22 protein-coding genes are annotated in these 24,064 nt (G+C 72.8%); 6 read left to right on the forward strand and 16 right to left on the reverse strand.

The features are described from left to right. From ACQB60_RS18585 to ACQB60_RS18600, 4 genes are all read right to left on the reverse strand, one after another. Positions 1-2,359 (reverse strand): sensor histidine kinase (locus ACQB60_RS18585; protein ID WP_496927117.1); only part of this gene is annotated, 2,359 nt, incomplete at its 3' end. Positions 2,360-2,510: 151 nt separating this feature from the next. After that, on the reverse strand, positions 2,511-3,293 hold the full coding sequence (locus ACQB60_RS18590; protein ID WP_496927118.1) for an MHYT domain-containing protein: 783 nt from the start codon (positions 3,291-3,293) through the stop codon (positions 2,511-2,513). A gap of 315 nt (positions 3,294-3,608) precedes the next feature. Continuing rightward, the gene (locus tag ACQB60_RS18595) at positions 3,609-4,211 is read right to left on the reverse strand and encodes a dihydrofolate reductase family protein (RefSeq protein ID WP_496927119.1); all 603 of its coding nucleotides are present in this window, start codon (positions 4,209-4,211) and stop codon (positions 3,609-3,611) included. Between the two features lie 29 nt (positions 4,212-4,240). Next, complete coding sequence (locus tag ACQB60_RS18600; protein WP_496927120.1) at positions 4,241-5,074, reverse strand: metalloregulator ArsR/SmtB family transcription factor; 834 nt, start codon at positions 5,072-5,074, stop codon at positions 4,241-4,243. A 336-nt stretch (positions 5,075-5,410) separates the two neighbouring features. On the opposite strand from ACQB60_RS18600, the gene ACQB60_RS18605 reads away from it, so the two are divergent. After that, positions 5,411-5,518, forward strand: a complete 108-nt coding sequence (locus ACQB60_RS18605; RefSeq protein ID WP_496927534.1) for a zinc-binding dehydrogenase — start codon at positions 5,411-5,413, stop codon at positions 5,516-5,518. Between the two features lie 24 nt (positions 5,519-5,542). Here the strand turns inward: ACQB60_RS18605 and ACQB60_RS18610 are convergent, their stop codons facing one another. From ACQB60_RS18610 to ACQB60_RS18630, 5 genes are all read right to left on the reverse strand, one after another. After that, on the reverse strand, positions 5,543-6,109 hold the full coding sequence (locus ACQB60_RS18610) for a GerMN domain-containing protein (RefSeq protein WP_496927121.1): 567 nt from the start codon (positions 6,107-6,109) through the stop codon (positions 5,543-5,545). Next, positions 6,106-7,617: a sensor histidine kinase gene (locus ACQB60_RS18615; protein ID WP_496927122.1), complete on the reverse strand. Its 1,512-nt coding sequence runs from the start codon at positions 7,615-7,617 to the stop codon at positions 6,106-6,108. Before ACQB60_RS18615 ends, ACQB60_RS18610 begins: the two co-directional genes overlap by 4 nt. Beyond that, positions 7,614-8,312, reverse strand: a complete 699-nt coding sequence (locus ACQB60_RS18620) for a response regulator (protein ID WP_496927123.1) — start codon at positions 8,310-8,312, stop codon at positions 7,614-7,616. Before ACQB60_RS18620 ends, ACQB60_RS18615 begins: the two co-directional genes overlap by 4 nt. 119 nt (positions 8,313-8,431) lie before the next feature. Next, positions 8,432-9,772, reverse strand: coding sequence for an acyltransferase family protein (locus ACQB60_RS18625; RefSeq protein WP_496927124.1), 1,341 nt, complete (start codon positions 9,770-9,772; stop codon positions 8,432-8,434). Positions 9,773-9,789: 17 nt separating this feature from the next. Then, entirely contained in the window at positions 9,790-10,659 is an 870-nt protein-coding gene (locus ACQB60_RS18630) for an SGNH hydrolase domain-containing protein (RefSeq protein WP_496927125.1), read from the reverse strand. Positions 10,660-10,831: 172 nt separating this feature from the next. Between ACQB60_RS18630 and ACQB60_RS18635 the strand changes: the two genes are divergently transcribed. Beyond that, a complete protein-coding gene (locus ACQB60_RS18635; RefSeq protein ID WP_496927126.1) occupies positions 10,832-11,443 on the forward strand; it encodes a class I SAM-dependent methyltransferase in 612 nt (203 codons plus the stop codon). Positions 11,444-11,474: 31 nt separating this feature from the next. Here ACQB60_RS18635 and ACQB60_RS18640 read toward each other — a convergent pair whose 3' ends face one another. Beyond that, positions 11,475-12,530, reverse strand: a complete 1,056-nt coding sequence (locus ACQB60_RS18640; protein ID WP_496927127.1) for an SIS domain-containing protein — start codon at positions 12,528-12,530, stop codon at positions 11,475-11,477. A gap of 90 nt (positions 12,531-12,620) precedes the next feature. Continuing rightward, positions 12,621-14,045: a PTS transporter subunit EIIC gene (locus ACQB60_RS18645; RefSeq protein WP_496927128.1), complete on the reverse strand. Its 1,425-nt coding sequence runs from the start codon at positions 14,043-14,045 to the stop codon at positions 12,621-12,623. A gap of 279 nt (positions 14,046-14,324) precedes the next feature. Between ACQB60_RS18645 and ACQB60_RS18650 the strand changes: the two genes are divergently transcribed. Continuing rightward, positions 14,325-15,083 carry a GntR family transcriptional regulator gene (locus tag ACQB60_RS18650; RefSeq protein WP_496927129.1) on the forward strand — a complete coding sequence of 253 codons (759 nt, stop codon included), beginning with the start codon at positions 14,325-14,327 and terminating at the stop codon, positions 15,081-15,083. A gap of 191 nt (positions 15,084-15,274) precedes the next feature. Here ACQB60_RS18650 and ACQB60_RS18655 read toward each other — a convergent pair whose 3' ends face one another. Beyond that, positions 15,275-16,900, reverse strand: a complete 1,626-nt coding sequence (locus ACQB60_RS18655; protein WP_496927130.1) for a GMC family oxidoreductase N-terminal domain-containing protein — start codon at positions 16,898-16,900, stop codon at positions 15,275-15,277. A gap of 204 nt (positions 16,901-17,104) precedes the next feature. Between ACQB60_RS18655 and ACQB60_RS18660 the strand changes: the two genes are divergently transcribed. Together ACQB60_RS18660 and ACQB60_RS18665 are read left to right on the forward strand one after the other, a co-directional pair. Then, entirely contained in the window at positions 17,105-17,455 is a 351-nt protein-coding gene (locus ACQB60_RS18660) for a CU044_2847 family protein (RefSeq protein WP_496927131.1), read from the forward strand. A 50-nt stretch (positions 17,456-17,505) separates the two neighbouring features. Continuing rightward, positions 17,506-20,577 (forward strand): trypsin-like peptidase domain-containing protein, encoded by a 3,072-nt coding sequence (locus tag ACQB60_RS18665; protein ID WP_496927132.1) that lies wholly within the window; start codon positions 17,506-17,508, stop codon positions 20,575-20,577. Positions 20,578-20,601: 24 nt separating this feature from the next. On the opposite strand, the gene ACQB60_RS18670 is transcribed toward ACQB60_RS18665, so the two are convergent. From ACQB60_RS18670 to ACQB60_RS18680, 3 genes are all read right to left on the reverse strand, one after another. Beyond that, the gene (locus ACQB60_RS18670) at positions 20,602-20,814 is read right to left on the reverse strand and encodes a hypothetical protein (RefSeq protein ID WP_496927133.1); all 213 of its coding nucleotides are present in this window, start codon (positions 20,812-20,814) and stop codon (positions 20,602-20,604) included. 100 nt (positions 20,815-20,914) lie between these two features. Next, the gene (locus ACQB60_RS18675) at positions 20,915-21,388 is read right to left on the reverse strand and encodes a carboxymuconolactone decarboxylase family protein (protein WP_496927134.1); all 474 of its coding nucleotides are present in this window, start codon (positions 21,386-21,388) and stop codon (positions 20,915-20,917) included. Between the two features lie 98 nt (positions 21,389-21,486). Then, positions 21,487-21,927: a cupin domain-containing protein gene (locus ACQB60_RS18680; RefSeq protein ID WP_496927135.1), complete on the reverse strand. Its 441-nt coding sequence runs from the start codon at positions 21,925-21,927 to the stop codon at positions 21,487-21,489. Positions 21,928-22,049: 122 nt separating this feature from the next. Between ACQB60_RS18680 and ACQB60_RS18685 the strand changes: the two genes are divergently transcribed. After that, on the forward strand, positions 22,050-23,579 hold the full coding sequence (locus ACQB60_RS18685) for a HEAT repeat domain-containing protein (RefSeq protein WP_496927136.1): 1,530 nt from the start codon (positions 22,050-22,052) through the stop codon (positions 23,577-23,579). A gap of 15 nt (positions 23,580-23,594) precedes the next feature. Here ACQB60_RS18685 and ACQB60_RS18690 read toward each other — a convergent pair whose 3' ends face one another. Beyond that, positions 23,595-23,984 carry a PPOX class F420-dependent oxidoreductase gene (locus tag ACQB60_RS18690; protein ID WP_496927137.1) on the reverse strand — a complete coding sequence of 130 codons (390 nt, stop codon included), beginning with the start codon at positions 23,982-23,984 and terminating at the stop codon, positions 23,595-23,597. Between the last annotated feature and the right edge of the window lie 80 nt (positions 23,985-24,064).

Below are 24,064 nucleotides of genomic sequence, written 5' to 3' on the forward strand. Positions count from 1 at the left end.
TGGGCGAGGAGGCCCTCGCGGCGTCGGCGTCGGCGTCGGCGTCGGCGTTGGTGTCGGCGTCGGTGTTGGCGGGCTTGGGGCGCCGGGGCAGGGGGGCGTCGGGAGCGGTGGCGGCGCCGGGGGTGTTGCTGGTGCCCCGGCGCCGGGGGAGGCCGTCGTCGTCGGAGGCGTTGCCCGCGGGTGTGCGGGTGGGCAGGCCGTCGGCGGGCGCGTTACGCGCAGCCGTACGAGTCGGCAGGTCGCTGCCGCTGTCGCTGTCGCTGCCGATGTGGCTGTCGGTGTCGGTGGCGGTGGCGGTGGCGGTGGCGGTGGCGTGGATCGCCGTACGCCGCGGCAGCTCGGGCGCCACGTCCTGCTCCTCACCCGCCTGAGGGAGACGGGGGGATGCGTCTCCCTCGTGAGGGAGGTGCGTGGACTCGCCCGCGCCCGGGGCGTGCGGCCGCAGGCCCGGATGCGGGGCCTCCAGCAGCTCCTTCGGCAGGAACACCACCGCCAGCACACCGCCGTACACCGACCGCCGCAGCGACACGTCGACGTGCTGGCGCTGGGCGAGGCGGTTGACGACGAACAGGCCGAGCTGGCGGGAGTCGAGGAGGTCGATGTCGGTGGCCCGGATCTTTCCGTTGGCCGCCGCGAGGGCCTCCTCGCCCATGCCGAGGCCGCGGTCCTCGATCTCCAGGATGGCGCCCGCGCCGACCTCCTCGCCGCGCACCACCACCGGGGTGTGCGGCGGCGAGAACTGGGCGGCGTTCTCGGCGAGTTCGGCCACCAGGTGGACGAGGTCGGCGACGGCGGCACCGGCCAGGCGCAGGTCGGGGATCTCGCCGAGCTGGACCCGCTCGATGTCGGCGGTCTCGGCGATACCCGCCCGCACGGCGTCCAGCAGCGGCACGGGGCTGCGCCAGGCGCGGCCGGGCGCGGAGCCGGACAGGATGAGCAGCGACTCGGCGTGGCGCCGCATCCGCGTGGTCAAGTGGTCCAGGCGGAACAGGTCTTCGAGGTCCACGGGATCCTGGGTGCGCCGCTCCATCGTGTCGAGGAGCTCCAGCTGGCGGTGCAGCAGCACCTGGCTGCGCCGGGCCAGGCTCACATACACGCCGGAGACACCGGTGAGGACGGCGGCCCGGCCCGCGACGGCGCGCAGCGCGGCCCGCTGGACCGTGGTGAGCGCGGCGCCCACCTGCCCGACCTCGTCGCGCTCGGCGGTGCGCGGCAGCGGTGCCTCGCGGTCCAGGTCGACGTCCTCGCCGTTGTGGATGCGGCGCATCGCGGCGGGCAGGCGCGTGGAGGCCATCTGGAGCGCGGAGTTGCGCAGGCCGGTGAGGTCGGCGACCAGGCCGCGGCCGATGCGCACGGAAAGGAAGAGCGAGAGCAGCACACCGAGCAGACCGAGGACGACGGCGAGGCCCGAACTGCCCAGCGTCTCAAGGGAGTACGGCTGCGCTCCCGTGCCCGCCGTGCGCGCGCCCGCCTCCGCGCGGGCCAGCCCCGCGAGGGTCGCCGAGGTGTCCGAGCGCCAGCGCTCCGCGCTCACGGCGGCCACCGCGTGTGCGGCGCCCGCCTTCTGCACCGCGTCCTGGGCGTCCTTGAGGTCGGTGGCGCCCGGTGAGCCGAGGACCTTGCGGTAGGCGGAGGCGTCGGCGGGGCGCAGATCGTCGACGGCCCCGTCCGCGAGGCCGCGCTGCAGCGCCACGTCACCGATGAACCCGCGGTACTGACCGGCCGTCATGCCGCCGTCCGTGGCCTGCGCCGCACCGAAGAGGGCGACCTGTCGGCTCAACGCCTCACGGGAGCGGGCGAGTTCGAGCACGGCACGGGCGTCGGACCCGGCTCCCGCCCGGTCCGCTCCGGCCAGCGAAGCCCGTACCGCGAAGGCGCGCCGCACCGGAGTGGAGTATGCGTCGAGCGCGGCATCCAGACCGCCGGGGTGCGTGCGCAGCGCCGCGAGCGAGTCGGCGCTGTCGAGCAGCCGCGTGAGCCGCCCGGGCAGTGCGGAGTCGAGGGCGGCCGTGTCGGTGCTGTTGGCGTGCACGCCGCGGCGCAGCGCCACCACGGCCTTGTCCGTACGGGACTTCGCGGCGTCGAGGGCCTTCGGGTGGTCGCCGCCGGGCGCGGCCAGATAGGTGAGGGCGGCCCGCCGCTCGTCCTGCACGGCCGTCGTGAAGTCCGAGATGGGCCGCAGCAGCCGGGAGTTGACGTCCTGGAGCTGCTGGGCGTCGGAGACCTGGGAGGCGGTGGTCACCGCCGCGTGGCCCCACAGCGCCATGAGCGAGACGACCGGCACGGTCAGCAGCGTGACGACCTTGGCGCGGATCGAGCGGGGCCGCAGCCTCCAGCGGGGTGGGAAGCCTCTGGGCATGACAGGTTGCCTCCTCGGCGGGGCAGCATGGGGAGGGGCGCGGCCCGGGAGTGGCGGGCGGCGCGCCCGGTGAACGAGCGTGGGGACGCGGGGAGTTGGGGGAGACGACGAGTCGACGAGTCGACGAGTGACGGCGCGCGCGGGCGCGGGCTCAGGAGGCGGGGAGGTCCACCTCGTGCAGCGGCGCGGCGGCCGCCCGGTCCTCGGCGCGTTCCCGCGCGGTCGGGGAGAGCGCGACGAATGCGCAGGTGAGGAAGAGGAACGAGCCGAGCACGACGGTCAGCGGCAGGATGAACGCCGTGGCGCTGGCGCCGCTGAGGGCCTCGGTGCCCTGGCGCACCGTCACGCTGACGGCGGCCATGCCGGTGTAGTGCATGCTGCTGACGGCGAGGCCCATCACGAGCGCCGCACCGGCGGCGACGACGGGCCCGCTGACGGCAAGTGCCGCCCACAGAGCGGCGGTCGCGGCACCCACGGCGATCAGCACGGACACGGCGACGACCACGGGATCGTAGGAAATGGAGCCGTTGAGGCGGACGGCGGCCATGCCGATGTAGTGCATGGCGGCGACCCCGAGCCCGGTGCCGAGCCCGCCGAGCAGGACGGCGCGCACGCGCGAACTCCCGTACCCGGCGAGGAAGACGCCCGCGCCCACCACGGTGACGGCGACGAGCAGGCTCAGCAGGGTGAGCGGGATGTCGTAGCGGATGGCGGTGCCGTCGACGGTGTAGCCGAGCATGGCGATGAAGTGCATCGTCCAGATGCCCGCGCCGATCGCGACCGACGCGGTGATGAGCCAGTTCCGCTTCGATCTGCCCTCGGCGCCCAGCGCCCGCACGGTGCAGCGCAATCCCAGCGCGGCGCCGACCACGGCCATCGCGTACGACAGCACGGGCGTGATCCAGCCCCCTGACATGTGGTGCATATGACCCACGGATTTCCTCTCGCATGTTCGCAGCGTTCGGTTCTCCCCCCGGTCGACCGGGACGCTAACACGCGGGAGTTGAGCCGTCGCGGACCGCAAATCGCCCGCACGACAAGGGCTACCAACGAGTAAACCCCCAGTTCACGGGCGACTCGGCGATCAAGGACGGCAAACGCCCCGTGACGCGGTGCGACTCTTGTCACGCCGCGTCACGGGGCGCTTTGGACATCCCGGACGGGTGGGCGGTGCGAACGCAAAGCCCTGCCTGCGTCCGACTCGTGTGGGAACGGGCCCGCCTGTGTGGGAACGGGGCCGGGCGGCGGCTCAGCGCACCCGGTCGTAGACGAAGGCCGAGGTGCCGTGCTCGCCCGCGGACTGGCTGACGAGCGACCACTTTCCCTCCGGCAGCCCGTCATCGAACAGGCGCGGCCCGCCGCCGAGGAAGACGGGAAAGACCGAGAAGGCGAGCCGGTCGACCTGGTCGGCCGCGAGCAGCGCCTTGATGACGCTGGCGCTGGAGAGCACGAGGATGTCGCCGCCCTCGGTGGCCTTGAGGTCCGCGACGACCTCGGCGGTCGGCGCGTCGACGAGCGTGGTCCGCTCCCACGGCGCCTTGTCGAGCGTGGAGGAGAGCACCACCTTGTCGCTGTCGACGAGCCACTGCGCGAACGCCTCGTCGCGCGGGTCGGCACCCTCCATGCCGATCACGCCCGGCCAATACCCCATGAAACCCTCGGCGTTGACCCGGCCGAGCAGGGCGGTGGTCGCGGTCGCGCAGAGCCCGGTCAGGTGGTCGCGCAGGACGTCGGTGAGGGCGTACGGCATCACCCAGCTCATGTCGAGGGGGTTGTCGGGCTTCGCGTAGCGCCCGTCGAGGGAGAGGTTCATGTTGGTGACGACCCGGCGGCCGCCGCTCTGCTCGGTCATGGCGTGACTCCTTGTGCCGGTAGGTCTGTTCATGCCGGTTGGTCTGTGCTGTCGTCGGTGAGGGCCTGCACGAGCCGGTCGAGGCTCTGGCCGAAGCCGATCTCGACGCCCGCGATGAAGTCCGCGGCGTCGGTGGTGCTGTCGGTGATCCGGTAGTGAACGTCCAAGTTCGTCCCGGTTTCGAGGCGGTGCAGGCTGAGGTCGACGTGGGAGGTGAAGGCGCGGCCCCCGTCGGGCAGCAGGGGCGAGAGCCGGTACGAGAGCCGCTCCCCGGGCCGTACGGCCTCGACGACCCCCTCCGCCCGCCCGACGACCGCATCGGACCCGTCGGTGTCCTCGACGTCCCGGTACTCCAGCGCGATCCGCCCGCCCGCCCGCGCCTCGAAGACGAGCGCGGAGACGCGCAGGTCGTCCGGCGCCCACCAGCGGGCGAGGAGCGGGCTCTCGGTGAGATGGCGCCAGACCGCCTCGGGCGGCCCGGCCAGGGGCCGCCGGAAGGTGAACGCGCGCCCGTCGGCCCACCCCGGCTCGTCCGCCGCGAGCCGCTCCGCGCGCACGCTGCGCCCGTATCGCTCGTGGGTCGAGCCCGGCCCCTCGCCGTCCTCGGCGGTGTCGGCGAGCCGGGTCAGCGCGGCCGCGAGCTCGCGCAGCGGTCCGGGGCGGAGCGTGTAGATGCGGCGCTGCCCGGTGCGCTCGGCGGTGACGAGGCCGGCGCGCTCGAGGGTCTGCAGATGCTTGCTCGTCTGCGGCTGGCGGGCCTCGGCGAGCCGGGCGAGGACGCCGACCGGCCGGGGCCGCTCGGCGAGCAGGCTCACGAGGCGCCAGCGGACCGAGTCGGCCAGGGCGGAGAGGAGTGCGTCCATGGATGCAAGTATTCCCTGTCAGGAATATTCGCGTCAAGGAATACGTGCGACTCCTCAAGAATTCAAGGGTTCTTGGGCTCGTACACGAGCCGGTCGGGTCCGCCGAACTCATGGACGCGCACGGCATAGGGAGTACCTCCCCGGGCGTCAGGCCCTTGAGGAAGTGCCGCGCCCCGAGCCGGCCCTGACCGCCTACCAGTTCCTCTTCGACCGCATCGGCCTGGAGCCGCAGCGGCGGGTGCTGATCTGTGGGGCGTCGGGCGCCGCCGGGCACTTCGCCGTGCAGCTCGCCAAGACGCGTAGCGCCCATGTCATCGCCGTCGCCTCCGGGCGGAGATCGACAGCGTCTATCCGCTCGCGGACGCGGCGCAGGCCCATCAACGTGTCGAACGGGGCCGCATCCAGGGGAAGATCGTGCTCACCACGGGAGCCGTCGGAGCCTGAGCCGATCTTGCGCTGCGCCCGGTGTCACCGGTCCGTGCCCGAGGCGGAGTTCGGTACGGGGACGACGTTGCCCGCCGCGTTGCAGCGGAGGGTCCAGGGCGAGGGGCCCTCCGGGGTGTCCGGCTCATGGACCCGTACGTCCACGGCGGGGGGCTGCCGGTCGCCGGGGACGTGCGCGTTGGCGACGGTGCAGACGATCTGGGACATGCCCAGGTTGCCGCCGTTCATCTTCGCGATCTGCTGCGGAAGGTAGACGTCCACGGCTCCGGTGGTGGCCGTCGCCCTCAACGGGCCCGGCAGCGGCGGGATTTCGGTGATCAGGCCGCGGGCCCGCTCCGCGTCGTCCGGGCCCTTGAGGAGCAGGTCGAGGGCCTGCTGCGGGGTGGCGGGGGAGTCGACCGGACGGGAGACGGCCTGGATGCCGTACGGGCTGACGAAGTACAGCTGGGCGTGGTAGGTGGTGCTGCCCGGCCGGCGCAGCCCCGACGCGGGGGCCCCGGCCTCGACCGGGCCGGTGGCGCCGACGCCGCAGCCCGCGAGGACGGCGGCCGACGCGGCGGTGAGGGCGGCGAGTCGGAGTCGGCGGTTCACTGTGCTTCCCCCTTGCTGTCGTCTCGCGGCCCGGCCTCGTCGGTGTCCTCGGACTGCGCGGGCCACTCGGGGTCGATCGGCAGGGAGACCGTGAACACCGCCCCCGCACCAGGGGAGTTGGCCGCGGTGAGCGTGCCGTGGTGCAGGCGTACGTTCTCCCGGGCGATGGCGAGGCCGAGACCGCTGCCCTCGGAGCGGGTGCGGGCGGCGTCCGCCTTGTAGAAGCGGTCGAAGACGTGGGGCAGCACGTCGTCCGGGATGCCGGGGCCGCGGTCGGCGACCTCGATGACGGCACGTGCCCCCGTGAGGCGCGCCCGCACGGTCACCGGCGCCGTGCCGTGGCGCAGCGCGTTGCCGATGAGGTTGGCGAGGACGACGTCGATGCGGCGCGCGTCCACCCGTACGCGCACGCCCTCCCGGGGGAGGTCGGTGACCACGTGCTCCGGCTCCCGCCAGGCCCGCTGCTGCAGCGTCTTGAGGACGAGGGTGCGCAGGCCGACGTCGTCCAGGTGGAGGGCGGCCGCGCCCGCGTCGAAGCGGGAGATCTCCATCAAGTCCTCGACCATGCGGGCGAGTTTGCGGGTCTCGTCGCTGATGAGCTGGACCGCGTCGGCGGTGTCCGGGGGCAGCCGGCCGGAGCGGGCGTCCTCGTCGAGGGCGTCGGTGACGGCGGACATCGCGGCGAGCGGGGTGCGCAGCTCGTGGGAGACGTCGGCGGCGAACCGGCGGGCGTTGGACTCCATGCGGCGCAGCTCCGCGTCGTCGCGCTGCAGGGCCGCGGCCATGCTGTTGAAGGTGCCGGTCAGCTCGGCGAGTTCGTCCTTTCCCCGGACGTCGAGACGGGTGTCGAGGGCGCCGGTGGTGATCTGCTCGGCGGCGGTACGCAGCTGCCGCACCGGGCGCAGCACGCGGCGGGCCGCGATCAGGGCGGGGACCGCGGCGAAGGCGAGCGCCGGGATCGCGCCCGCCCAGGCCGCGGTGACCAGCGCGGAGATGTCGGCGCGCTCGGTGCGCAGGGAGAGGTCGGCGTAGACGGCGATGCCCGACGGACCCGACGGCGCACCGCTTTTGCGGCCGTCGTCCGCGTACGAGATGGGCATGCCGATGAGCAGCCGGGGAGCGCCGGAGCGGTCGACGCGCTCGTACACGGTGGCGTCGCCCCCGCGGACGGCGTCGCGCAGGGACGCGTTGACGGCTGCCGTGCTGCCGATGACCGGCCCGTCGCCGCGGGCGACCGCGGTGCTCCACCCCCGCGAACCCCCGGCGCGGTCCAACTGCTGCACGAAGCTGCGCAGATCCGAGCTGTCCGGCTTGGCCGGCAAGTTGGGGGCCAGGGAGTTCACTTGGAGACGCAGGTCGTGCACGGCCGCGTCCTGGGTGCGCTTGAGGATCGACTCGCGGGCCTGGCGGAAGGTGAGCGCGGCGGTGATGAGCGCGCTGAGCGCGGCGACGAGCAGGAACGCGACGACCAGTCGGGTGCGCAGCCCCCGGGGCACGGCGACCTTCACGCGGACACCGGGCCGAAGCGGTAGCCGAAGCCCCGTACGGTCTGGACGTACACCGGGTGGCGCGCGTCGTCCTCGATCTTGGCGCGCAGCCGCATCACGCACGCGTCGACCAGGCGGGCGTCCCCGTAATAGCTGTGCTCCCAGACGTCCTCGAGGAGTTGCTGCCGGCTGAAGGTCTGCTCCGGGGCGGCGCTCAGGAAGAGCAGCAGCTTCATCTCGGAGGGAGCGAGTGGCACGTCCGCTCCGTGCTTGCGGACGCGCAGCGCACCGCGGTCGATCTCCAGATCGCCCACGGAGGTGATGCCGGTGGGCGCGTCGGCGGCGGCCTGGGCGGGCGCCACGCGGCGCAGCACCGCGCGCATGCGGGCCTCGATGAGGGCGCCGCTGGCGGGCTTGACGACATAGTCGTCGGCGCCCGCCTCCAGGCCGATCACGACATCCATGTCGTCGCCGCGCGCGGACAGGATGACGAGGGGGATCTGACTGGTCTCCCGGATGCGGCGGCACACCTCAAGGCCGCTCATGCCCGGCAGCATGAGGTCGAGCAGGACGAGGTCCGGTGCGAAGGCGGCCAGCGCCTCCAGACCGTCCTCACCGGTGCCGACCGCCTCGGTCTCGTGCCCGTAGCGGCGCAGTCCCAGGACGACTCCACGGCGTACGGCCGGATCGTCCTCGATCAGCAGGACCCGCGTCATGTACGAGCTCCCTTCCGGAGAGACGGTTCGCAATCCATGCAATAACGGTATAAGTGTCGCCGCACGGTAGGGAGGTCGGGCCGGCTCCCGGGCCGGGCGCGCGCTCGGGCCACCGGCCCTCACCTCAGCTGATCGAGGTCGACGGTCCCCGCGCCCGGCACCGGCACCGGCACGAGCCCCCACAGCGCGACTCCGGCCAGCGCAAGGCCCACCACGGCGATCAGCCCGCGCCGCCCGCGCGCCCAGCCCGACCTGAACCGCACCGGATCCTCGACCAGCCACTTCGTGACCGCCGCCGCGGCGAGCGACACCGCGATCGCGACGGCCGTACCGCCCCAGTCCCCGAGCCCGGCCAGGCGCGGCAACAGCAGCAGATAGACGGGCCAGTGCCACAGATAGAGGCTGTACGAGAGCTCGCCCAGGCGGCGGGGCACACGGCTGCCCGCGATCCGGGCCGCCCGCGTCCCCGGCACCTGCGCCAGCAGCACGATCAGCACGGCGGCGCCCAGCGCATGCAGGAAGAGCCCGCCCTTGAAGAGCAGCGGCGCCTTCTCGCCCTCGGTCACCGTCCAGGCCACCGCGAGCCCGGCCGCCAGGACGAGACAGAGCGCGTCGGCCGCACGCCGGGGCGCCTTGGCGGCGAGGGTGCGCACGGGAGCGGTGGCGGCGAGGGCGCCGAGCAGCAGGGCGACGGCCCGGGTGTCCGTGCCCTCGTACGCCCGGGTGGTGTCCACCGCGGCACCGAGCGAGACCATCAGGGCGAGCGAGACCAGCGCACCCGCCCCGGCCACGGCGGCGACCACGCGCTGGGCGTGCCGCCCGCGCGCGAGGACAGCCACCACGAGCGGCCACACCACGTAGAACTGCCACTCGACGGCGATGCTCCACAGGTGCGCGAAGACGCGGGTGTCGGAGGCGTTCCAGTAGCCGATCTGCTCGGCGATGTAGTGCCAGTTGACGGCCTGGGCCCCGACCCACGGCAGGTCGTCCAGTGCGAACCGCAGCAGCGCGGCATCGCCGAAGGCCCAGGCCAGCAGGGTGGTGCCGACGACGACGAAGACGAGGGCGGGCAGGAGACGGCGGGCCCGCCGCCCCCAGAACTCGACCAGCGAGCCGAGCCCGAACCCGGTCCCGTCCCCGGGGCGGGGGCCGCTCCCGGGGCGGGGGCCGCTCCCGCCACCGAGGGCTGCGCCGAGCAGCAGCCCCGTGATCAGGTACCCGGACAGCACGAAGAAGAGGTCGACGCCGAGAAAGCCGCCCGGCAGCTTCCCGGCGTGGAACAACAGCACGGCCGCGACCGCGAAGCCGCGCAGTCCGTCGAGGGCGGCGATGTGCGGGCGCCCCCGGTCACCGGGGCGCGGCGCCCGGTGCCGAGGGGGCACCGCGCGGCCGGGCACCGGCACAGGGGCGGCGCTGGACGAGCCGTCTACGGACGAGCCGGCCACGGTAGAGCCAGTCATGGGTCAGCCCCGACCCGTCAGCTGCCGCACTTGAGGTTGCCGTAGCGGTCGCTGCCGGTCCACGAGCCCTTGGCCCACGCGTCCACGGACGCGGGCGTGAACCCGGCTTCCTTGCCGAGCCGTTCGGTGAACCACTTGGCGAAGGCGGCAGCGCCCTGCTGGCAGTTGTGGATGCCGTCCTTGGAGCGCAGCGCCTTCTTGCCCCCGGAGTCGGTGCCCCACAGTTCGCTGGAGTCGAAGAACACGGCGGCGCCGCCGCTGTTCTCGGCGGCTGCCTCGGCGGCCTTGGGGGCGGAGCGTATCTGGGACTCGTGCTCCTTGTAGAAGTCGTCGATCTTGAAGGGCGGCGCGGCGACGAGGACCAGCTTGGCCCCGGCGTCCTTCGTGGCCTTGGCGAGCTTGTCGTAGGCGGCGCGCTGCTTGTCCTGGCTGGCCCAGTCGTAGGTGGTGACCTGGTAGGCGACCACGGTCGGCTGGAACGCGGTGATGTCCTTGCGGAGTTGCTTCCAGGTGTCGCCGGAGATCTTCTTCGTGATCTGGTCGCCGCCGTCGACGACGGTGCCGCCCCCGTCGGACGAGGCGTCCTTGAACTTCGCCCCACTGGCCTCGATGGCCGCACCGAGGGCGGGAGCCTCGGCACCGGCGATGGAGTCGCCCACCCACAACACCTTGGTCCCGTTGCTCGCGCTCTCACCACTGCCCTTGGCCTGCGCTCCGCTGCCCGAGCCCGAGCCGTCCTTCCCGGAGTCCTCGCCCTGGTTCCCGCACCCGACGAGCGCGATGCCGAGCACGGCGACGGCGGCCACGGAACGGGTGGCGAGCGGGGAGAGACGACGGGACAGGAAGGCGGGGCGACGCCCGGTGCGGGCGGAATCGTTGCTGTTCATGAGCCCAGAGAAGCAGCGGTTCCGGGCCGTCGGGCCGCTTGTCATCGTTTGCTCACACAACGAGAAAGGAGCGGTCATACGGACCCGTATGTCCCTCGCACGCCACCCCGCCAATGTGCGCTTCCAGCAAAGAACTTTGCCGCCGGTTCAGGGTCGGAGGGAGGCTGCCCCCATGGACACACAGCAGTGGGAAGACAGGTATCGCGGCACCGACCAGCTCTTCAGCGGCGCACCCAACGGAGTGCTCGTCACCGAGGTGACGGATCTGCCGCCGGGGCGCGCGCTGGAGGTGGGCTGCGGCGAGGGCGGCGACTCCCACTGGCTGGCGCGCCAGGGCTGGCAGGTCACCGCCGTCGACGTGGCGCAGACGGCCCTGGACCGCGGCGCCGCAGCGCTCCGGGACACGGACCTGGCGGACCGCGTCACCTGGGAACGTGCGGACCTGACCACCACCGCACCCTCACCAGGCGCCTTCGACCTGGTGACGGCCCACTACTTCCCGCTCACCCGCGAGCCGGACCACACCGCGCTGCGCGGCCTGCTGGCGGCCGTCGCCCCCAGCGGCACCTTCCTCTTCGCCGGCCACGACCTCTCCGACCTGCCCCCGGACCCGGAGCGGGACTTCGACCCCGACGCCTACTACCAGCCCGCCGACATCGCCCGCCTCCTCGACGACGACTGGACCGTCGAGATCAACGAAACCCGCCCCCGCACCACGCCCGCACCCCCGGGCACGCACCACCGGCACGACACGGTGCTGCGGGCTCGGCGGCGCGAGGGCTGAGCCGGGAGCCCGGGGTCGGGCCGGCCCGTCGTCAGGCGTGTGCCAGCTCCGGCGAGCCGATCGCGAAGTCGCCCGGGTCGACGCCGCCTTCCTTGGTGTCGTCGTTGGCGAAGACGAACGACTCGATCGGCACGTCGCGTTCGGCGCTCAATGCCTGGACGAGTTCCTGGACGACCGCGGTCTCCAGGACGACGCGCGGGCCCGCAGCCGTCCCGGGCAGGCGGACCACGCCCAGGCTGTCGCCGGGTGCGACGTCCTCCGTGGTGACCAGGAGTGTGAGGTGACCGGCGTCGGACAGCGAGCGGGCCAGGTCGATCTCGCGGCCGTCGCCGAACACCAGGTGCAGCGTGTTGCCCGCCGACTCCATCTCGCCGTGCAGGTAGTTGCGGGTCGCCGAGGCCGCCGCGGGCATGCGCGGGACCTCGCGCAGCAGCAGGGCGGCCTCCTCGGCGCCGGCCCGGGAGGCCCCGGAGGCGACGCAGTCGGCGGCGACACAGCCGGCGGCCCGGGCGGCGAGCGGGGCGATCGTGGCCGTGGCCCGTTCGCGGACCGTCCTGAGGTGGGCGCCGATGCCGTCCCAGGGGTCGTCGGCGCGGCCCGCGAGGGCGCCCGCGATCAGGTCGAGGGCGACGATGGTCCCCGTGAAGCCGACGGTCGAGGCGTAGGAGTCGGGCTCGTTGCCCATGTCCACGGTGAGCTCGGCGAGATCACCGAGCGGGGACGGGGTCACGTTCAGGACGGCGACGGTACGGGCGCCGCGGGCCGCCTTGAACGCCGCGAGCGTCTCGGAGCTGCGGCCGCCCTGCGAGATGCCGAACAGGACGTCCGTGTCGAAGCCGGTCAGCCCGTCCTCGACCTCGCTGGACAGCACCCGCTGGGCCGCGATCCCGTGGGCGCGCAGCACCTCCACCGGCACGGCGAGCGCGGCGAAGGAGGCGCCGATCCCCGCGAACAACGGCCGCTTGGCGGAGCGCAGTTCCTGGAAGGAGGGGGCGGTGAGCTGGGGGCGCACGTGGGCGGCGATGCGTTCCAGCGCGTCGGGCTGGACGTCCTGGCCGGTGTGGAAGGTGATGCGGGATCCGGACATGAGGGGTTCCTAATCCTTTCGGGGCTCCCGGGGGAGGGAGGGGAGAGGAGGGGAGAGGAGGGGAGGCGAGAAGGCGGGAGAAGGGGCTGGTCAGAGCTTCGTGTTCGTGGGGGCGTCGGCGTCGCCCGATGGTTCGGAGGCTGCGCGGGCGACGGTCTCGTCCATGGCTGCCTCGCGCGCGGCGGGCACAGCCGTGGCACCGTCCGTGCCGTCGCCGCCACCGCGGCCATCACCGGCACCGGCTCCGGCACTGGCACTGGCACTGGCACCGGCACCGTCCCCGTCTCTGTCTCCGTCTCGGGCCTCGACCGGTTCCCGTCCCGGCGTGGGCAAGTTGAACCGGACGATGGCGAACCTGAAGATCGCGTAGTAGAGCGCTGCGAAGACCAGGCCGATCGGGATGAGCAGCCACGGCTTGGTGGCGATCCCGAAGTTGACGACGTAGTCGATCGCACCGGAGGAGAAGCCGAAGCCGTCGCGGATGCCGAGCGCGTAGCAGACGGCCATGGAGACGCCGAAGAGCACCGCGTGGATCGCGTACAGGACGGGCGCCACGAACATGAAGCTGAACTCGATCGGCTCGGTCACGCCGGTGACGAAGGAGGTCAGCGCCACCGAGATCATCATGCCCTTGACGACCTTGCGGTTCTCCGGGCGTGCGGTGTGGGCGATGGCGAGGGCCGCCGCGGGCAGCGCGAACATGTAGATCGGGAAGCCGCCGGTCATGAACTGCCCGGCGTTCGGGTCCCCGGCGAGGAACCGCGCGATGTCGCCGTGCACCTCGCTGCCGGTCTGCGGATTGACGTAACTCCCGGCCTCGAACCACGGGAAGAACGAGAAGAAGTGGTGCATCCCGACCGGGATCAGTGCCCGCACGACCAGACCGAACAGGCCCGCGCCCCAGGCTCCGGTGCCCACCAGCCACTCGCCGAAGTGGAAGAACCAGCTCCCGATCGTCGGCCAGACCACGCCGAAGACGATGCCCACGACGACGCCCGCACCGGCGCTGAGGATCGGCACCAGGCGCCGCCCGCCGAAGAAGCCGAGCCAGTCGGGCAGCTTGGTGCGGCTGAAGCGCTGGTAGAGGAGGGCGCAGACGAGGCCCATCACGATGCCGCCGAGCACCTTGGCGTCCAGCGGCTCGCCGTCGACGCCCTTGGGGAAGGCGGGGCTGGCAAGGACGTTCTTGAAGACCAGGTAGCCGACGGCGGCGGCGAGCGCGGTCGAGCCGTCTGCCTTCTTGGCGAAGCCGATGGCCACGCCGATCGCGAACAGCAGCGGCAGGTTGTCGAAGACCGCCTGGCCGCCGGAGGTCAGGATCATCCCGAACTTCCGGACAACCTCGGGGAACGCCTCCCGGCCCAGCAGGTCTTCCTTGCCGAGCCGCAACAGGATCGCCGCCGCGGGCAGCACCGCCACGGGCAGCATCAGGCTGCGGCCGATGCGCTGCATGACCGCCATGACGCCGCTGCCGCCACGCTTTCCGCCACGCTTCTTTGCGATGGCCGTACTCATCCGTCTTCCTCCAACGAGCAAAGGTCAGCGGGGGAGAGGTCCCGGCCGCTGCCCACACAAGGTAAGCAGTGGTCTGCAAGTGGTCAATAGTGGTATTCACTTGTGGTGCGGATCGTGACCTCGTACGGGCATCACGGGCCCCAGGGCCCTCCGCCACCCGGGCCGTAAGTCCCCGGCCAAGTCCCTGGCAGTGCCCACCAGGTGCCGCGCCGGACACCCGTCGGCGGGCCAGTGGTAAGCAGTGGTATGGTTGCCAGCCGTTCCCCGGGAGGTACACGCATGCCGGACCACGTCCACCCGGCCCGCGCGCCCCAGCGCGCCAGCGGCGCCGCGCCCCTGTGGTCGCAGGCGGCCGACCTGATCCGCGAGGACATCGCCCGGCGCGGTCTCACGGCCGGGGCCCGACTGCCCGCCGAGCGCGAACTCTGCACCCACCTCGACATCTCCCGCGTCACCCTCCGCAAGGCTCTGCTGCACCTGGTCGACCAGGGGCTGCTCACCGCCTCGCACGGCCGCGGCTGGTTCGTGGCCACGCCCGCGCCCGCCCGTGAGTGGCCCAACGACCTGGAGTCGTTCACCGCGACGGCCCGCCGCAAGCACATGACGCCGAGCTCCCTCGTGCTGCGCCACGAGACGGCCGTCGCCTCCCTGGACGACGCCGACCGCCTGGACGTACCGGCCGGCACGCCCCTGCTCCGCCTCGACCGCGTCCGGCTCCTCGACGACGTACGCGTGGCCGTCGACCGCACCCTCGTCGTCGCCCGGCTCGCCCCCGGCATCGAGGAGGCCGACTACGCGTCCGCCTCCCTCTTCGAGGAACTCCGCGCCCGCGGCGTCGAGTTGGACCGCTCGGAGGCGACCATCGAGGCCCGCACCGCCGAGGCGGAACTCGCCGAGCACCTGCGCCTCCCGAAGGGCGCGCCCGTCCTGCTCCTCGACCAGACCATCTACACGCGCGAGCAGCGGCCCGTGCTGCTCTCGACCGTCGAGTACAGCGGCGAGCGCTACCGCCTGCGCACCACGTTCCAGCCGAGCTGAGGGGCAGGGCGGCAGACTTCGGCCCATGCCGCCATGCTCCACCGCCCGGAGCGGCGGCAGCGACGGCAGAAGCCCCCGCGGTACGGGCCGAAGGACCCGTATCGCAGACGGACCTGCCCGAGTTCAAGGGCCACTCCGGCAAGCGATCGGTCAGCACCTTCGGCTGACCTCAGTAGGACCGTCGCCTGCCCTCAGGCGAAGTCCTCGCCCACCAGCCGGTCCAGACACCGCTCGACCACGGCCGCGATGGTGAGGGAGGGATTGACCGCCCCCGCCGTGCCCGGCAGCAGCGACCCGTCCAGGCAGTACAGGCCGCGATACCCGTCGAGCCGCCCGTACCGGTCGGTGGCCTTGCCGAGCACGGCGCCGCCCAGCGGGTGGACCGTCACCTGGTGGACGACGCCCGCGTCGACGACCACCGTGTCCGGGCCCATGGCGCGGGCGACCCGGCGCGAGAGCGACGCGGTGCCCTGCGAGGCGGGCAGGTCCGTCCCGGGGGCGAAACGCAGCTCCGTACGGTCCGTGGCCCCGTCGTAGACGATCGACGCGGGGCGCTGGGACATCCCCATGCCCAGCACGAAATAGGCGCCCGTGTTGAAGGGCATGGGCAGGGGCGCCACCTCCAACGAGGCGGGTCCGGCAGGGTTGTCGTCGTCGCGGATGATGAAGGGCGGCGGCCCGGCCTGCGGCGCCCCGGTGTCCGCGGTCAGGCTCTTGACCGCGATGAGCCGGTCCCCGTTGGAGCCCCAGCCCCGGCCCACGTCCGGCGGAAGCGCGGGCAGCGAGCCGGTGTCCCGCAGCCGCACGAGCAGACGCGGCGTGTGCGTGGCACCCGCCGCGAAGATCACCTTCGCGGCCCGCATCGACACCGTCTCCACCACGTCCCCGTCCTCGGACAGCCGGTCGGCGACGACCCGGTACACGCCATCGGCCTCCCGCGTCACATCGGTCACCTGATGCAGGGGGCGGACCGTGGTGCGGCCGGTGGCCTCGGCGCGGGCGAGGTAGGTGCGGTCGACGCTCATCTTCGCGCCGCTGTTGCAGCCGGTCAGCATGTACTGGCCGACGGTGGCGGCAGGGGCGACGGCGCCGGACAGCTCGCGGCGGATGACGTCCCAGTCGTAGTTGAGCGGCAGCCGCTCCGAGCTCAACTCCGCGGTACGGGTGGCCTGTTCCCACTGGCGGCTGGGCCGGTAGCGGGGATGCGCCAGTACGTCGTCCGGGATGGGCGAGGCGACCATGCGGCGGCGGGCGCGCGGGTAGTACTCCGCGTCCAGCTCCCCGTAGTCCAGCCAGGACGGGAAGCAGCGCGCGAAGACCTCGGGGCTCGGCTGCGGCAGCATCCCCGCGTAGATGAGCGTGCCGCCGCCCACCCCCGCACCGCAGATCACACTCATCTGGTCGTCGAGAACGATGTCCGCGAGACCGGTGTACGAGGGCAGGACGGTGGACTCGGCGGACCGGACGAGCGCGTCGAGGGCCGGAACGGCGGACACCCACGGCAGGTGGAGGCGTCCGCCCAGCCACAGGGTGCGCCGGTCGGGCCGCCAGAAGTCCGGGAAGGTGTCACCGGCGGGCGTGATGGGCCAGCGCCGCCCCCGCTCCAGGACGACGTTGCGCACCCCCGCGGCCGCCAGCCGGTAGGCGGCGATGCTCCCGCCGACCCCCGAGCCGACGATCACGACGTCATGGGTCTCCTCCCGTCCCGCCGCCCGCCTGCCGGTGAAGGCGGACGTGGCGAACGCCGCGCCCGCGGCCCCCGCGCCGCCGAGGAACCTGCGCCGCCCCACACTGGACGTGACTGCGCCGACCGCCATGCTGACTCCGTCCCACTGGTGCTGTCCCGACGTCATGATTCAACGTCAAGGAAGCCTGGGGGAGCACTACTTGGCGCAGCATCGGGTTCCTTCTGTGCGCGGGAGCACGTTCCCTCTACCCTTGAGAACGCCCCGCGGTGATGCCAGGTCCAGCCCGTTGGAGGGACGGCAGGGCGGCCTCGGGGAGCGGTCGGGGGAGGCTTCATGGCTGCGGATGGCGCGGATGCGCGCACGGGACCCCAGGGCATCGATCACCTGCCGGACGACGGCGTGCTGCTGGTCGACTTCTCGCCCGGGCGCGGTCTCAGACCGGTCGCGACAAGCCCTGCCGATCTGCTGCGCCGCTCGGAGGCGGCGGTCAACTCCGCTATGGCCACGATCCGTTCGATGGCCCGTCGGGTCGATCAGGCGGTGGACGAGCTGCCGCGCCGCCCCGCCGAGGTCGAGGTCGAGTTCGGCATCACGCTGGACGCCGAGACCGGCGCGATGATCGCCAAGGTCGGCGCGTCCGCGGCCCTCACGGTGCGGCTCACCTGGAGGTCGGACCCGCCATGACCGGCGAGTCACCCGGCAGGTACCAGGTGAGGCTCCAGAACGTGCGGCTGATGACCGTACGGGTGGCCCTGCCGGACGGCGGTGAGACACTCGGCACCGGGGTCGCGATCTCACGGCAGGGGCTGATCGTCACCTGCCGGCACGTGCTGGAGGCGGGCGGCCTCGATGTGTCCGGCCCGCCCGCGCCGCTGGTCGACATCCACTTCCCGCCCGTGGACCACTGGAACGCGCTGCGGCTGCGGGCGAGCGTGGTCGCGTACTGCGTCGACAGCGACGACGACCTGGTCTGTCTGCGGACCCAGGCCCCCATCCCCGCGGGCCGGACAGCCGTCCTCGGCGATGCCGCCGCCTCGGAGTGGCACGAGTTCATCGCCTACGGGTACCGCAGGCTCGGCAAGTACCGGGGGCTCCTCGCGCAGGGCATGATCATGGGCGAGATCGAGGCGCCCGAGGGCCACTTCCTGGTGCAGGAGCCCGTCCAGCTCCGCTCCTCCGACATCGCCGAGGGGATGAGCGGCGCCCCCGTACTCGACCGTGTGCGCAACCTGGTCGTCGGCATGGTCTCCGAGAAGTGGGGCTCGGGCGGAGTCCCCGAGGACCGCGACACCGCCTGGGCCGTCAACGCCCGCCTCGTCACCTTCCCGCCGTTCTCCCTCGTCGTACGGTCCGACCCGCTGCCCATGGACTACGCCGAACCGCCCCGGATGGCCGAGGACTTGCTGCACCGCGCCGAGCCACCGCGCTTCGACCGTCTGGAGAGCGCCCCGACGCCCCTGACGGAGTGGGTGGCACGCGACGCGCTTCTCGCCCAGGCGGACCGGGCCGCCGAGGACCCCGAGACCCTGGTGGCCGGACTGATCGGGTTCGGCGGGGAGGGCAAGACCACCCTCGTACGGCAGTGGGTGGAGCACCACCGCACGGCCGAAGGGCGCCGGGAGCGCCACGGCGGCCAGGAGCCCGCCGTGCCGCGCTACTTCTGGTGGAGCTTCACCGAACGCCCCGGCGCCGACGACTTCCTGGAGGCCGCGCTCGACTACGTGAGCGGCGGCCGCATCACCTCCGAGGACTGCGAGGACGGGCGAGCCCGCGCCGAGATCGTCGCCTCCTTGCTGAGCTCCCAGCCCTACGTCTTCGTCCTGGACGGCCTCGAGACCGTCCAGGAACAGCGCGGCGACCACTACGGCTCCGTTCTCAGCCCGGACCTGCGGGACTTCCTGACCTTCTTCGCCACGCCGGGCCACCGCTCCCTGTGCCTGATCACCTCACGCGCTCCCCTCGTGGACCTCATCGCCTTCGTGACGTACCGGCAGATCGACGTCCCGGCGCTGACCGCCGCGGCGAGCCGGGACCTCCTGGTGATGCTGGGCGTGCACGGCTCCCACGCCGCACTCGAACGGGTGGGCCAGCAGTGGGGCGGACACGCGCTCACGCTCAGCCTCATCGCGGCCTACCTGGTCAAACGGCACGGCGGTGACGTACGCCAGCTGGCCACCCTGCCCGCCCCCGACCCCGACCTGCCGCGCACTGAACTCGTGCGGCGCGTCCTCGGGCAGTACGACGCGTGCCTGTCGGAGACGGAGCGCTGGCTGCTCCGGGGACTGAGCGTCTTCCGTACGCCGGTGGGGGAGGAGGCGCTGGAGGTCGTACTGGCGCAGGGCACAGCGACAGCGGGGGACCGGGGACCGGGCGAGGCGGCCGCCCCGGGCGAAGGGGAGACTTCCGGAGGAGAAGCCGCCGCTGCCGCAGGGGCGACGCCACCGCCCGCCTACACGGCCGCCCTCATCCACCTGGTCGACGCCCGCGTGGTGCGGCGCGACGAGCGCGACAGAGTGAGCACGCATCCACTGGTCCGCGCCTACTACGCCTCCTCCGTGCCCCGAGAGGACCACCTCCGCCTGCATGCCTGGGCCAAGCGCTACTACCTGCGCCTCGACGAGGACCGAGGCGAGCCGCCGGCCACCCTCGAAGGACTCGCCCCGGTGATCGAAGCCGTCCATCACGCCTGCCGGACCGGTGCGTACGCCGAGGCGTACGTCCTCGTCACCGATCGTCTCTACGCCGGGGACCGCGGCCTGATCACCCGTGAACTCAGCGCCTACGACACGGTCCTGGCCTGTCTCGCCGACTTCTTCCCGCGCGGCGACGTCCGCCGCCGGCCCTACATCCACGGCGCTGACCCGCACATCGCCGGCTGGCTGCTGCACGAGGCCGCCACGAGCTTCCAGATGCTGGGGCGGCTGTGGGATGCGGTGGCCGCGCTGCGCCGTGCCGAAGCGGCATTCCGCGGCCTCGGCCGCTACCACCAGGCCGCCATCAGCTGCCAGAACCGTGTCGAACTCCACCTGGCGCTCGGTCAGTTGACGACGGCAGACGAGGCGATCGAGGGCGCGTTCGACCTCGCGCGGCGAGCCGGTGACCGCGAGGACGAACTGGTCGCCGAGACCCTTCGCGGCACGCTCTGCCAGTACCGGGGCGAGGACGAGGACGCGGAGCGCTGCTTCGCGGCGGCGCTGCGCATCGCCCGCGCGTGCACGCCGCTCCCGCTCCTCTACAGCTGGAGCGGCATCCACTACGCCGAACACCTGCGGACCACCGGCAGGCCCCGGGCCGCCCGCCTCGCCCTGGAGGCCAACCTCTCCGTCTGCCGCCGCGCCCGGTGGACCGCCGACGAGGCCGCCTGCCTGATCGGCCTCGGCCATCTCGCCCTCGACCGGGCCGAGAGATCCGGGGAACCACGGCGGGGCACGGCCGTGGCAGCGGCGCGCACCCACTTCGAGGCCGCACACGCCATCGCGCACGGCATCACCCGTCGCGACGTCCTGATCCGCTCGCTCCTGGCACGCTGCCGCCTCGCGGTCGTCACCGGGCAGCCCGCCCTCGCCTGCGGGGAAGCGACGCGGGCGCTGACGCTCGCCGCCGGCGGGGGCTATCGCATCGCCGAGGTCGAGGCGCGCCTCGTACTGGTCCGCGTGTACCACGACATGAGCGACGACCAGGCGGCCTGGGAGGAACTCAGCCGGGCCTCCGAGATCGCCCAGGAGATCGGCTACCGCCGGGGCGAAGACGCGGTGCGGGCGCTCGAAAGCATCGTGGACGCCGGTGGTTCGGACGGGTCGGAGTAGCCGGAGGGCACCCGGGACGCCGACTCAGTTCCCTGCCGGGATCCCCTCCTCGCCCGGGGCGCCGGCTTCTCCTCCCTCGTCCTCTTCCTCGTCTTCGGTGCTGTCGGAGCCGTCGGCGTCGTAGGACGAGAATTCCTGCGCCAAGGGACCCAACAAGGCTTCCGGTACCCGGCCGTCCATGGCTGTGGTCACCGGGGGGTTGCTCTGTTCCGGGGTTTCGTCCGGCAGGGCTGCCATGGGGCCGTCCTCTCCAGGGAGCGCCTCTCGGTCCTTTTGTACAACCGGAGGCGATTCCCTGGATACGGCCCGGCGGTTCAGCGGCCAGGCGGCCAGCCGGTCACCCGAACTGTCCGGGCTGGTAGTCGCCCGCGGGCTGCTGGGTGATGACGTTCAGGCGGTTGAGGGCGTTGATGAGGGCGATGACCGACACCAGCGCGGCGAGCTGGTCCTCGTCGTAGTGCTTGGCCGCGTTGGCCCAGACGTCGTCGGGGACGCCTCCGGCCGCGTCGGCGACGCGGGTGCCCTCCTCGGCCAGCTCCAGAGCGGCGCGCTCGGCGTCGGTGAAGGCGGTGGCCTCGCGCCAGGCGGCGACCAGGTGGAGCCGGGCCGGGCTCTCCCCGGCCGCGGTGGCGTCCTTGGTGTGCATGTCGATGCAGAAGCCGCAGCCGTTGATCTGGCTGGCCCGGAGCGCCACCAGCTCCAGCGTCGGGGCAGGCAGCCCCGACTCCTTGATCGGCCTCGCCGCCGGAACGATCTGCTTGAGGAACGCGGCTCCGACCGGGTTGGCGTGGAAGTTGAGACGGGCGTCCATGGTGAGCTCCTTCGTATTGCCGGGGGCGCGTGTTCGCCTCCAGCCATACGACGAGACAGCCTCGCGGAATGTGAGGACCAAGGACCGAGAGCTGGGAGCTACCGCCCGTCCGCCTCGGTGAGTTGGTGGAGCTCGGGCACGGAGACCTTGATGGGCTCCTGTGTGGTGCGGGCGATGACGACGACCGCGGGTTCGTCCGGGCTGGGGTTCTCCTCGCGGTGCGGGACGAACGGCGGGACCAGGAAGAAGTCGCCGGGCCCTCCGGTGACCCGTACCTCCTGGGTGCCGTCGTGGAAGACGAACACGGGGTGACCGCTGACCACGAAGATGCCCGCCTCCGACGCGCCGTGGTGGTGGTTGTCGGTCGAGCTCAGCGGAGCGTTCTCCACCATGCCCATCCACAGTCTCTTCGAGCCGACGGTGCCACCGCTGATGGCGGCGTAGCCGTCCAGCTCCCCGGCGCGCACGTGGTGGACGCGGTTGTTGAGCGGTGTGGGGGTGGGTGCGGGGGTGGTGTCGTCGTACGCGTGGACGGTCATGGTCATCTCCTGTGTGCCGAAGCCCTGTTGCGTCACATCAGACTGCAACTGGCGCGACCGGTACGGCAACTGAAGTTGCTGAAACTGCAATCCGTGGCGAGGGGTCGGGGAAGATGGGCCCCATGACGGACGGACGGAGCGAGGCACAGACCGCGACCGCAGAGGAAGAGGCGACAGGGTGGGCGGTGTTGACCGAGGGTCCGGCTCCCTCGGAGCGCCTGCGTGAGATGTGGGCGCACGGGCTGGCCCGCAACCCGGCCGCCCCGGCCGGCCTGCGCGCCCACCTCATCGGCCGTTCGCACCACGTCATGTGGAGCCCCCTGCCGTCGGCGGTGGTGGACGCGGCCCTGGCGCACCCGGAGTGGAAGGTGCGGGAGCTGCTGGCCGACGCGCAGCCGAACATCTCGCCCGAGCAGTGGGCCCGCCTGATCCTGGGCGAGCAGGACCCGCGGCGCCGCTGGGTCCTGACGTCGGTGGCGGTGGACCGCCGCACCGAACTCACCGGCGCCGCCTACGAGGAGCTCGCCACCGACTCCTCCGCACGCGTCCGCGGGGAGGCCGCCCGCCTGACCGGGCTCCCGGTGCACCACATCACCGCCTTGGTGGCCGACACCGATCCCTCCGTACGGGCCTTTGCGTGCCGCAGGGCGTGGCCGCACCTCTCGGCCTCTGAGCGCGCCGCCCTCCTCGACGACCCCGACGGCGAGGTCCGCGTCGAGGCGCTGCTCCGGCACCACGAAGAGCACCCCATGCCCCGGTCCGTCTTCGAGGCCGCGCACCTCAACGACCGTGCGCTGGAGCGCTGTCGCCTGGCGCCGGACCTCGCCGAGCACGTGGCCCGGCACGGCAGTTCCGCCCAGCGCTCGTCCTTGGCGCGCAACTCGCACCTGCCCGCCGGCCTGGTCGCCCTCCTCGCCCAGGACCCGGACGAATCCGTCCGCTTCACGACCTCCCTGCGCGCCGATCTCACCGAGGGCCGGCGGGCGGACATCGACATCGACTTCGACCCGGGAGGCCACTATCACGCGCTGGACTGGGTGGTGGCGCTGCACGACGACCCGGCCGCCATGCGCCGCCTCGCCGCCTCCTCCCACCCCCTCGTACGCCGCAGCGTGGCCCGCGCCACGCACCTCCCGCCCGACGTCGTGACCCGGCTGGCCGACGACGAGGACCGCGTCGTCCAGCTCTTCCTCGCCGAGTCCTGCGACGACGCGCCCGCCGAGATGCTGCTGCGGGTGTGGCAGTGGTGGACCGGCAGCTTCAGCCATCCCGACCGCCCCCGCGACCACCCCCGCTTCCCCCGCCACGACCTGCTGCGCTACGCCGACGACCCGAACCCGAGAATGCGTCAACTGGCCCTGGACGACCCGCAGTCGACGCCCGAACTCGTCGAGCGCTTGAGCCGGGACGACGACGCGGACGTACGGCACCGAGCCGCCCAGGCCCCTCGCCTGACGCTCACGTCAGCGGTACGGCTGCTCGACGACCCGAAGGACGCGGTGCGCCGGGCGGCCGCTCAGCACCCCCACCTGCCCACCCCCGTGGTGGTCAAGCTGCTGAGCGACGTCGAGACCGCACAGGAGGCGGCCCGTCGCCCGTCGCTGCCCCTCCCCGTCATGGAACAGCTGCTGCGCCTGATCCAGGAGGGGTGAGCAGAAGCCCCGCTCTCACACCGCGCGGCTGGCCCGTGGCCCGTCCAGCCCCCACGAGATGATCCGGCCGGGCGAGACGATGATGACCTCACGGGAGAAGCCCGGCCTCGGCGGTTCGTGGTCCGTGAGGGCCACCGCCGCACCCCGTATCTCGATGCCGCGCGGCGTCCACGGGTCCACCGAGGCCAGGTCGTCCACGACGAACGACACGGTGCTGCCCGCCCGGACGTTCCGGAACTTCTTCGACGCACCCAGCGCACCCCCGCCGATCGTGATCGTGCCCGCGTCGGCGTCCACGAAGAAGTTCACGGGGTTGTTCTGCACCTGGCCCGCCGGGGAAACGGTGGCCAGGCGGCCGAGGTGCTGGCCGGCCAGGTAGTCGAGTTCCGCCTGAGTGAAGATCATGCGCGCAGCCTGCAGCGTCGGACCCGGCGCCGTCAACGCGGCCCAGGCCATCACGGCGGTCAACACGCCCAACGCACGGG

The organism is Streptomyces odontotermitis, assembly GCF_050510915.1.
In the GTDB taxonomy this organism is placed as follows: domain Bacteria; phylum Actinomycetota; class Actinomycetes; order Streptomycetales; family Streptomycetaceae; genus Streptomyces.

Coding starts and splice junctions, on each gene's coding strand:
- ACQB60_RS18595 (WP_496927119.1), bottom strand. CDS start 4,211: ATGACCGAGCAGAGCGGCGGCCGCCGGGTCGTCACCAACATGAACCTC.
- ACQB60_RS18600 (WP_496927120.1), bottom strand. CDS start 5,074: ATGGACGCACTCCTCTCCGCCCTGGCCGACTCGGTCCGCTGGCGCCTC.
- ACQB60_RS18620 (WP_496927123.1), bottom strand. CDS start 8,312: ATGACGCGGGTCCTGCTGATCGAGGACGATCCGGCCGTACGCCGTGGA.
- ACQB60_RS18625 (WP_496927124.1), bottom strand. CDS start 9,772: ATGACTGGCTCTACCGTGGCCGGCTCGTCCGTAGACGGCTCGTCCAGC.
- ACQB60_RS18630 (WP_496927125.1), bottom strand. CDS start 10,659: ATGAACAGCAACGATTCCGCCCGCACCGGGCGTCGCCCCGCCTTCCTG.
- ACQB60_RS18635 (WP_496927126.1), top strand. CDS start 10,832: ATGGACACACAGCAGTGGGAAGACAGGTATCGCGGCACCGACCAGCTC.
- ACQB60_RS18640 (WP_496927127.1), bottom strand. CDS start 12,530: ATGTCCGGATCCCGCATCACCTTCCACACCGGCCAGGACGTCCAGCCC.
- ACQB60_RS18645 (WP_496927128.1), bottom strand. CDS start 14,045: ATGAGTACGGCCATCGCAAAGAAGCGTGGCGGAAAGCGTGGCGGCAGC.
- ACQB60_RS18650 (WP_496927129.1), top strand. CDS start 14,325: ATGCCGGACCACGTCCACCCGGCCCGCGCGCCCCAGCGCGCCAGCGGC.
- ACQB60_RS18655 (WP_496927130.1), bottom strand. CDS start 16,900: ATGGCGGTCGGCGCAGTCACGTCCAGTGTGGGGCGGCGCAGGTTCCTC.
- ACQB60_RS18660 (WP_496927131.1), top strand. CDS start 17,105: ATGGCTGCGGATGGCGCGGATGCGCGCACGGGACCCCAGGGCATCGAT.
- ACQB60_RS18665 (WP_496927132.1), top strand. CDS start 17,506: ATGACCGTACGGGTGGCCCTGCCGGACGGCGGTGAGACACTCGGCACC.
- ACQB60_RS18670 (WP_496927133.1), bottom strand. CDS start 20,814: ATGGCAGCCCTGCCGGACGAAACCCCGGAACAGAGCAACCCCCCGGTG.
- ACQB60_RS18675 (WP_496927134.1), bottom strand. CDS start 21,388: ATGGACGCCCGTCTCAACTTCCACGCCAACCCGGTCGGAGCCGCGTTC.
- ACQB60_RS18680 (WP_496927135.1), bottom strand. CDS start 21,927: ATGACCGTCCACGCGTACGACGACACCACCCCCGCACCCACCCCCACA.
- ACQB60_RS18685 (WP_496927136.1), top strand. CDS start 22,050: ATGACGGACGGACGGAGCGAGGCACAGACCGCGACCGCAGAGGAAGAG.
- ACQB60_RS18690 (WP_496927137.1), bottom strand. CDS start 23,984: ATGATCTTCACTCAGGCGGAACTCGACTACCTGGCCGGCCAGCACCTC.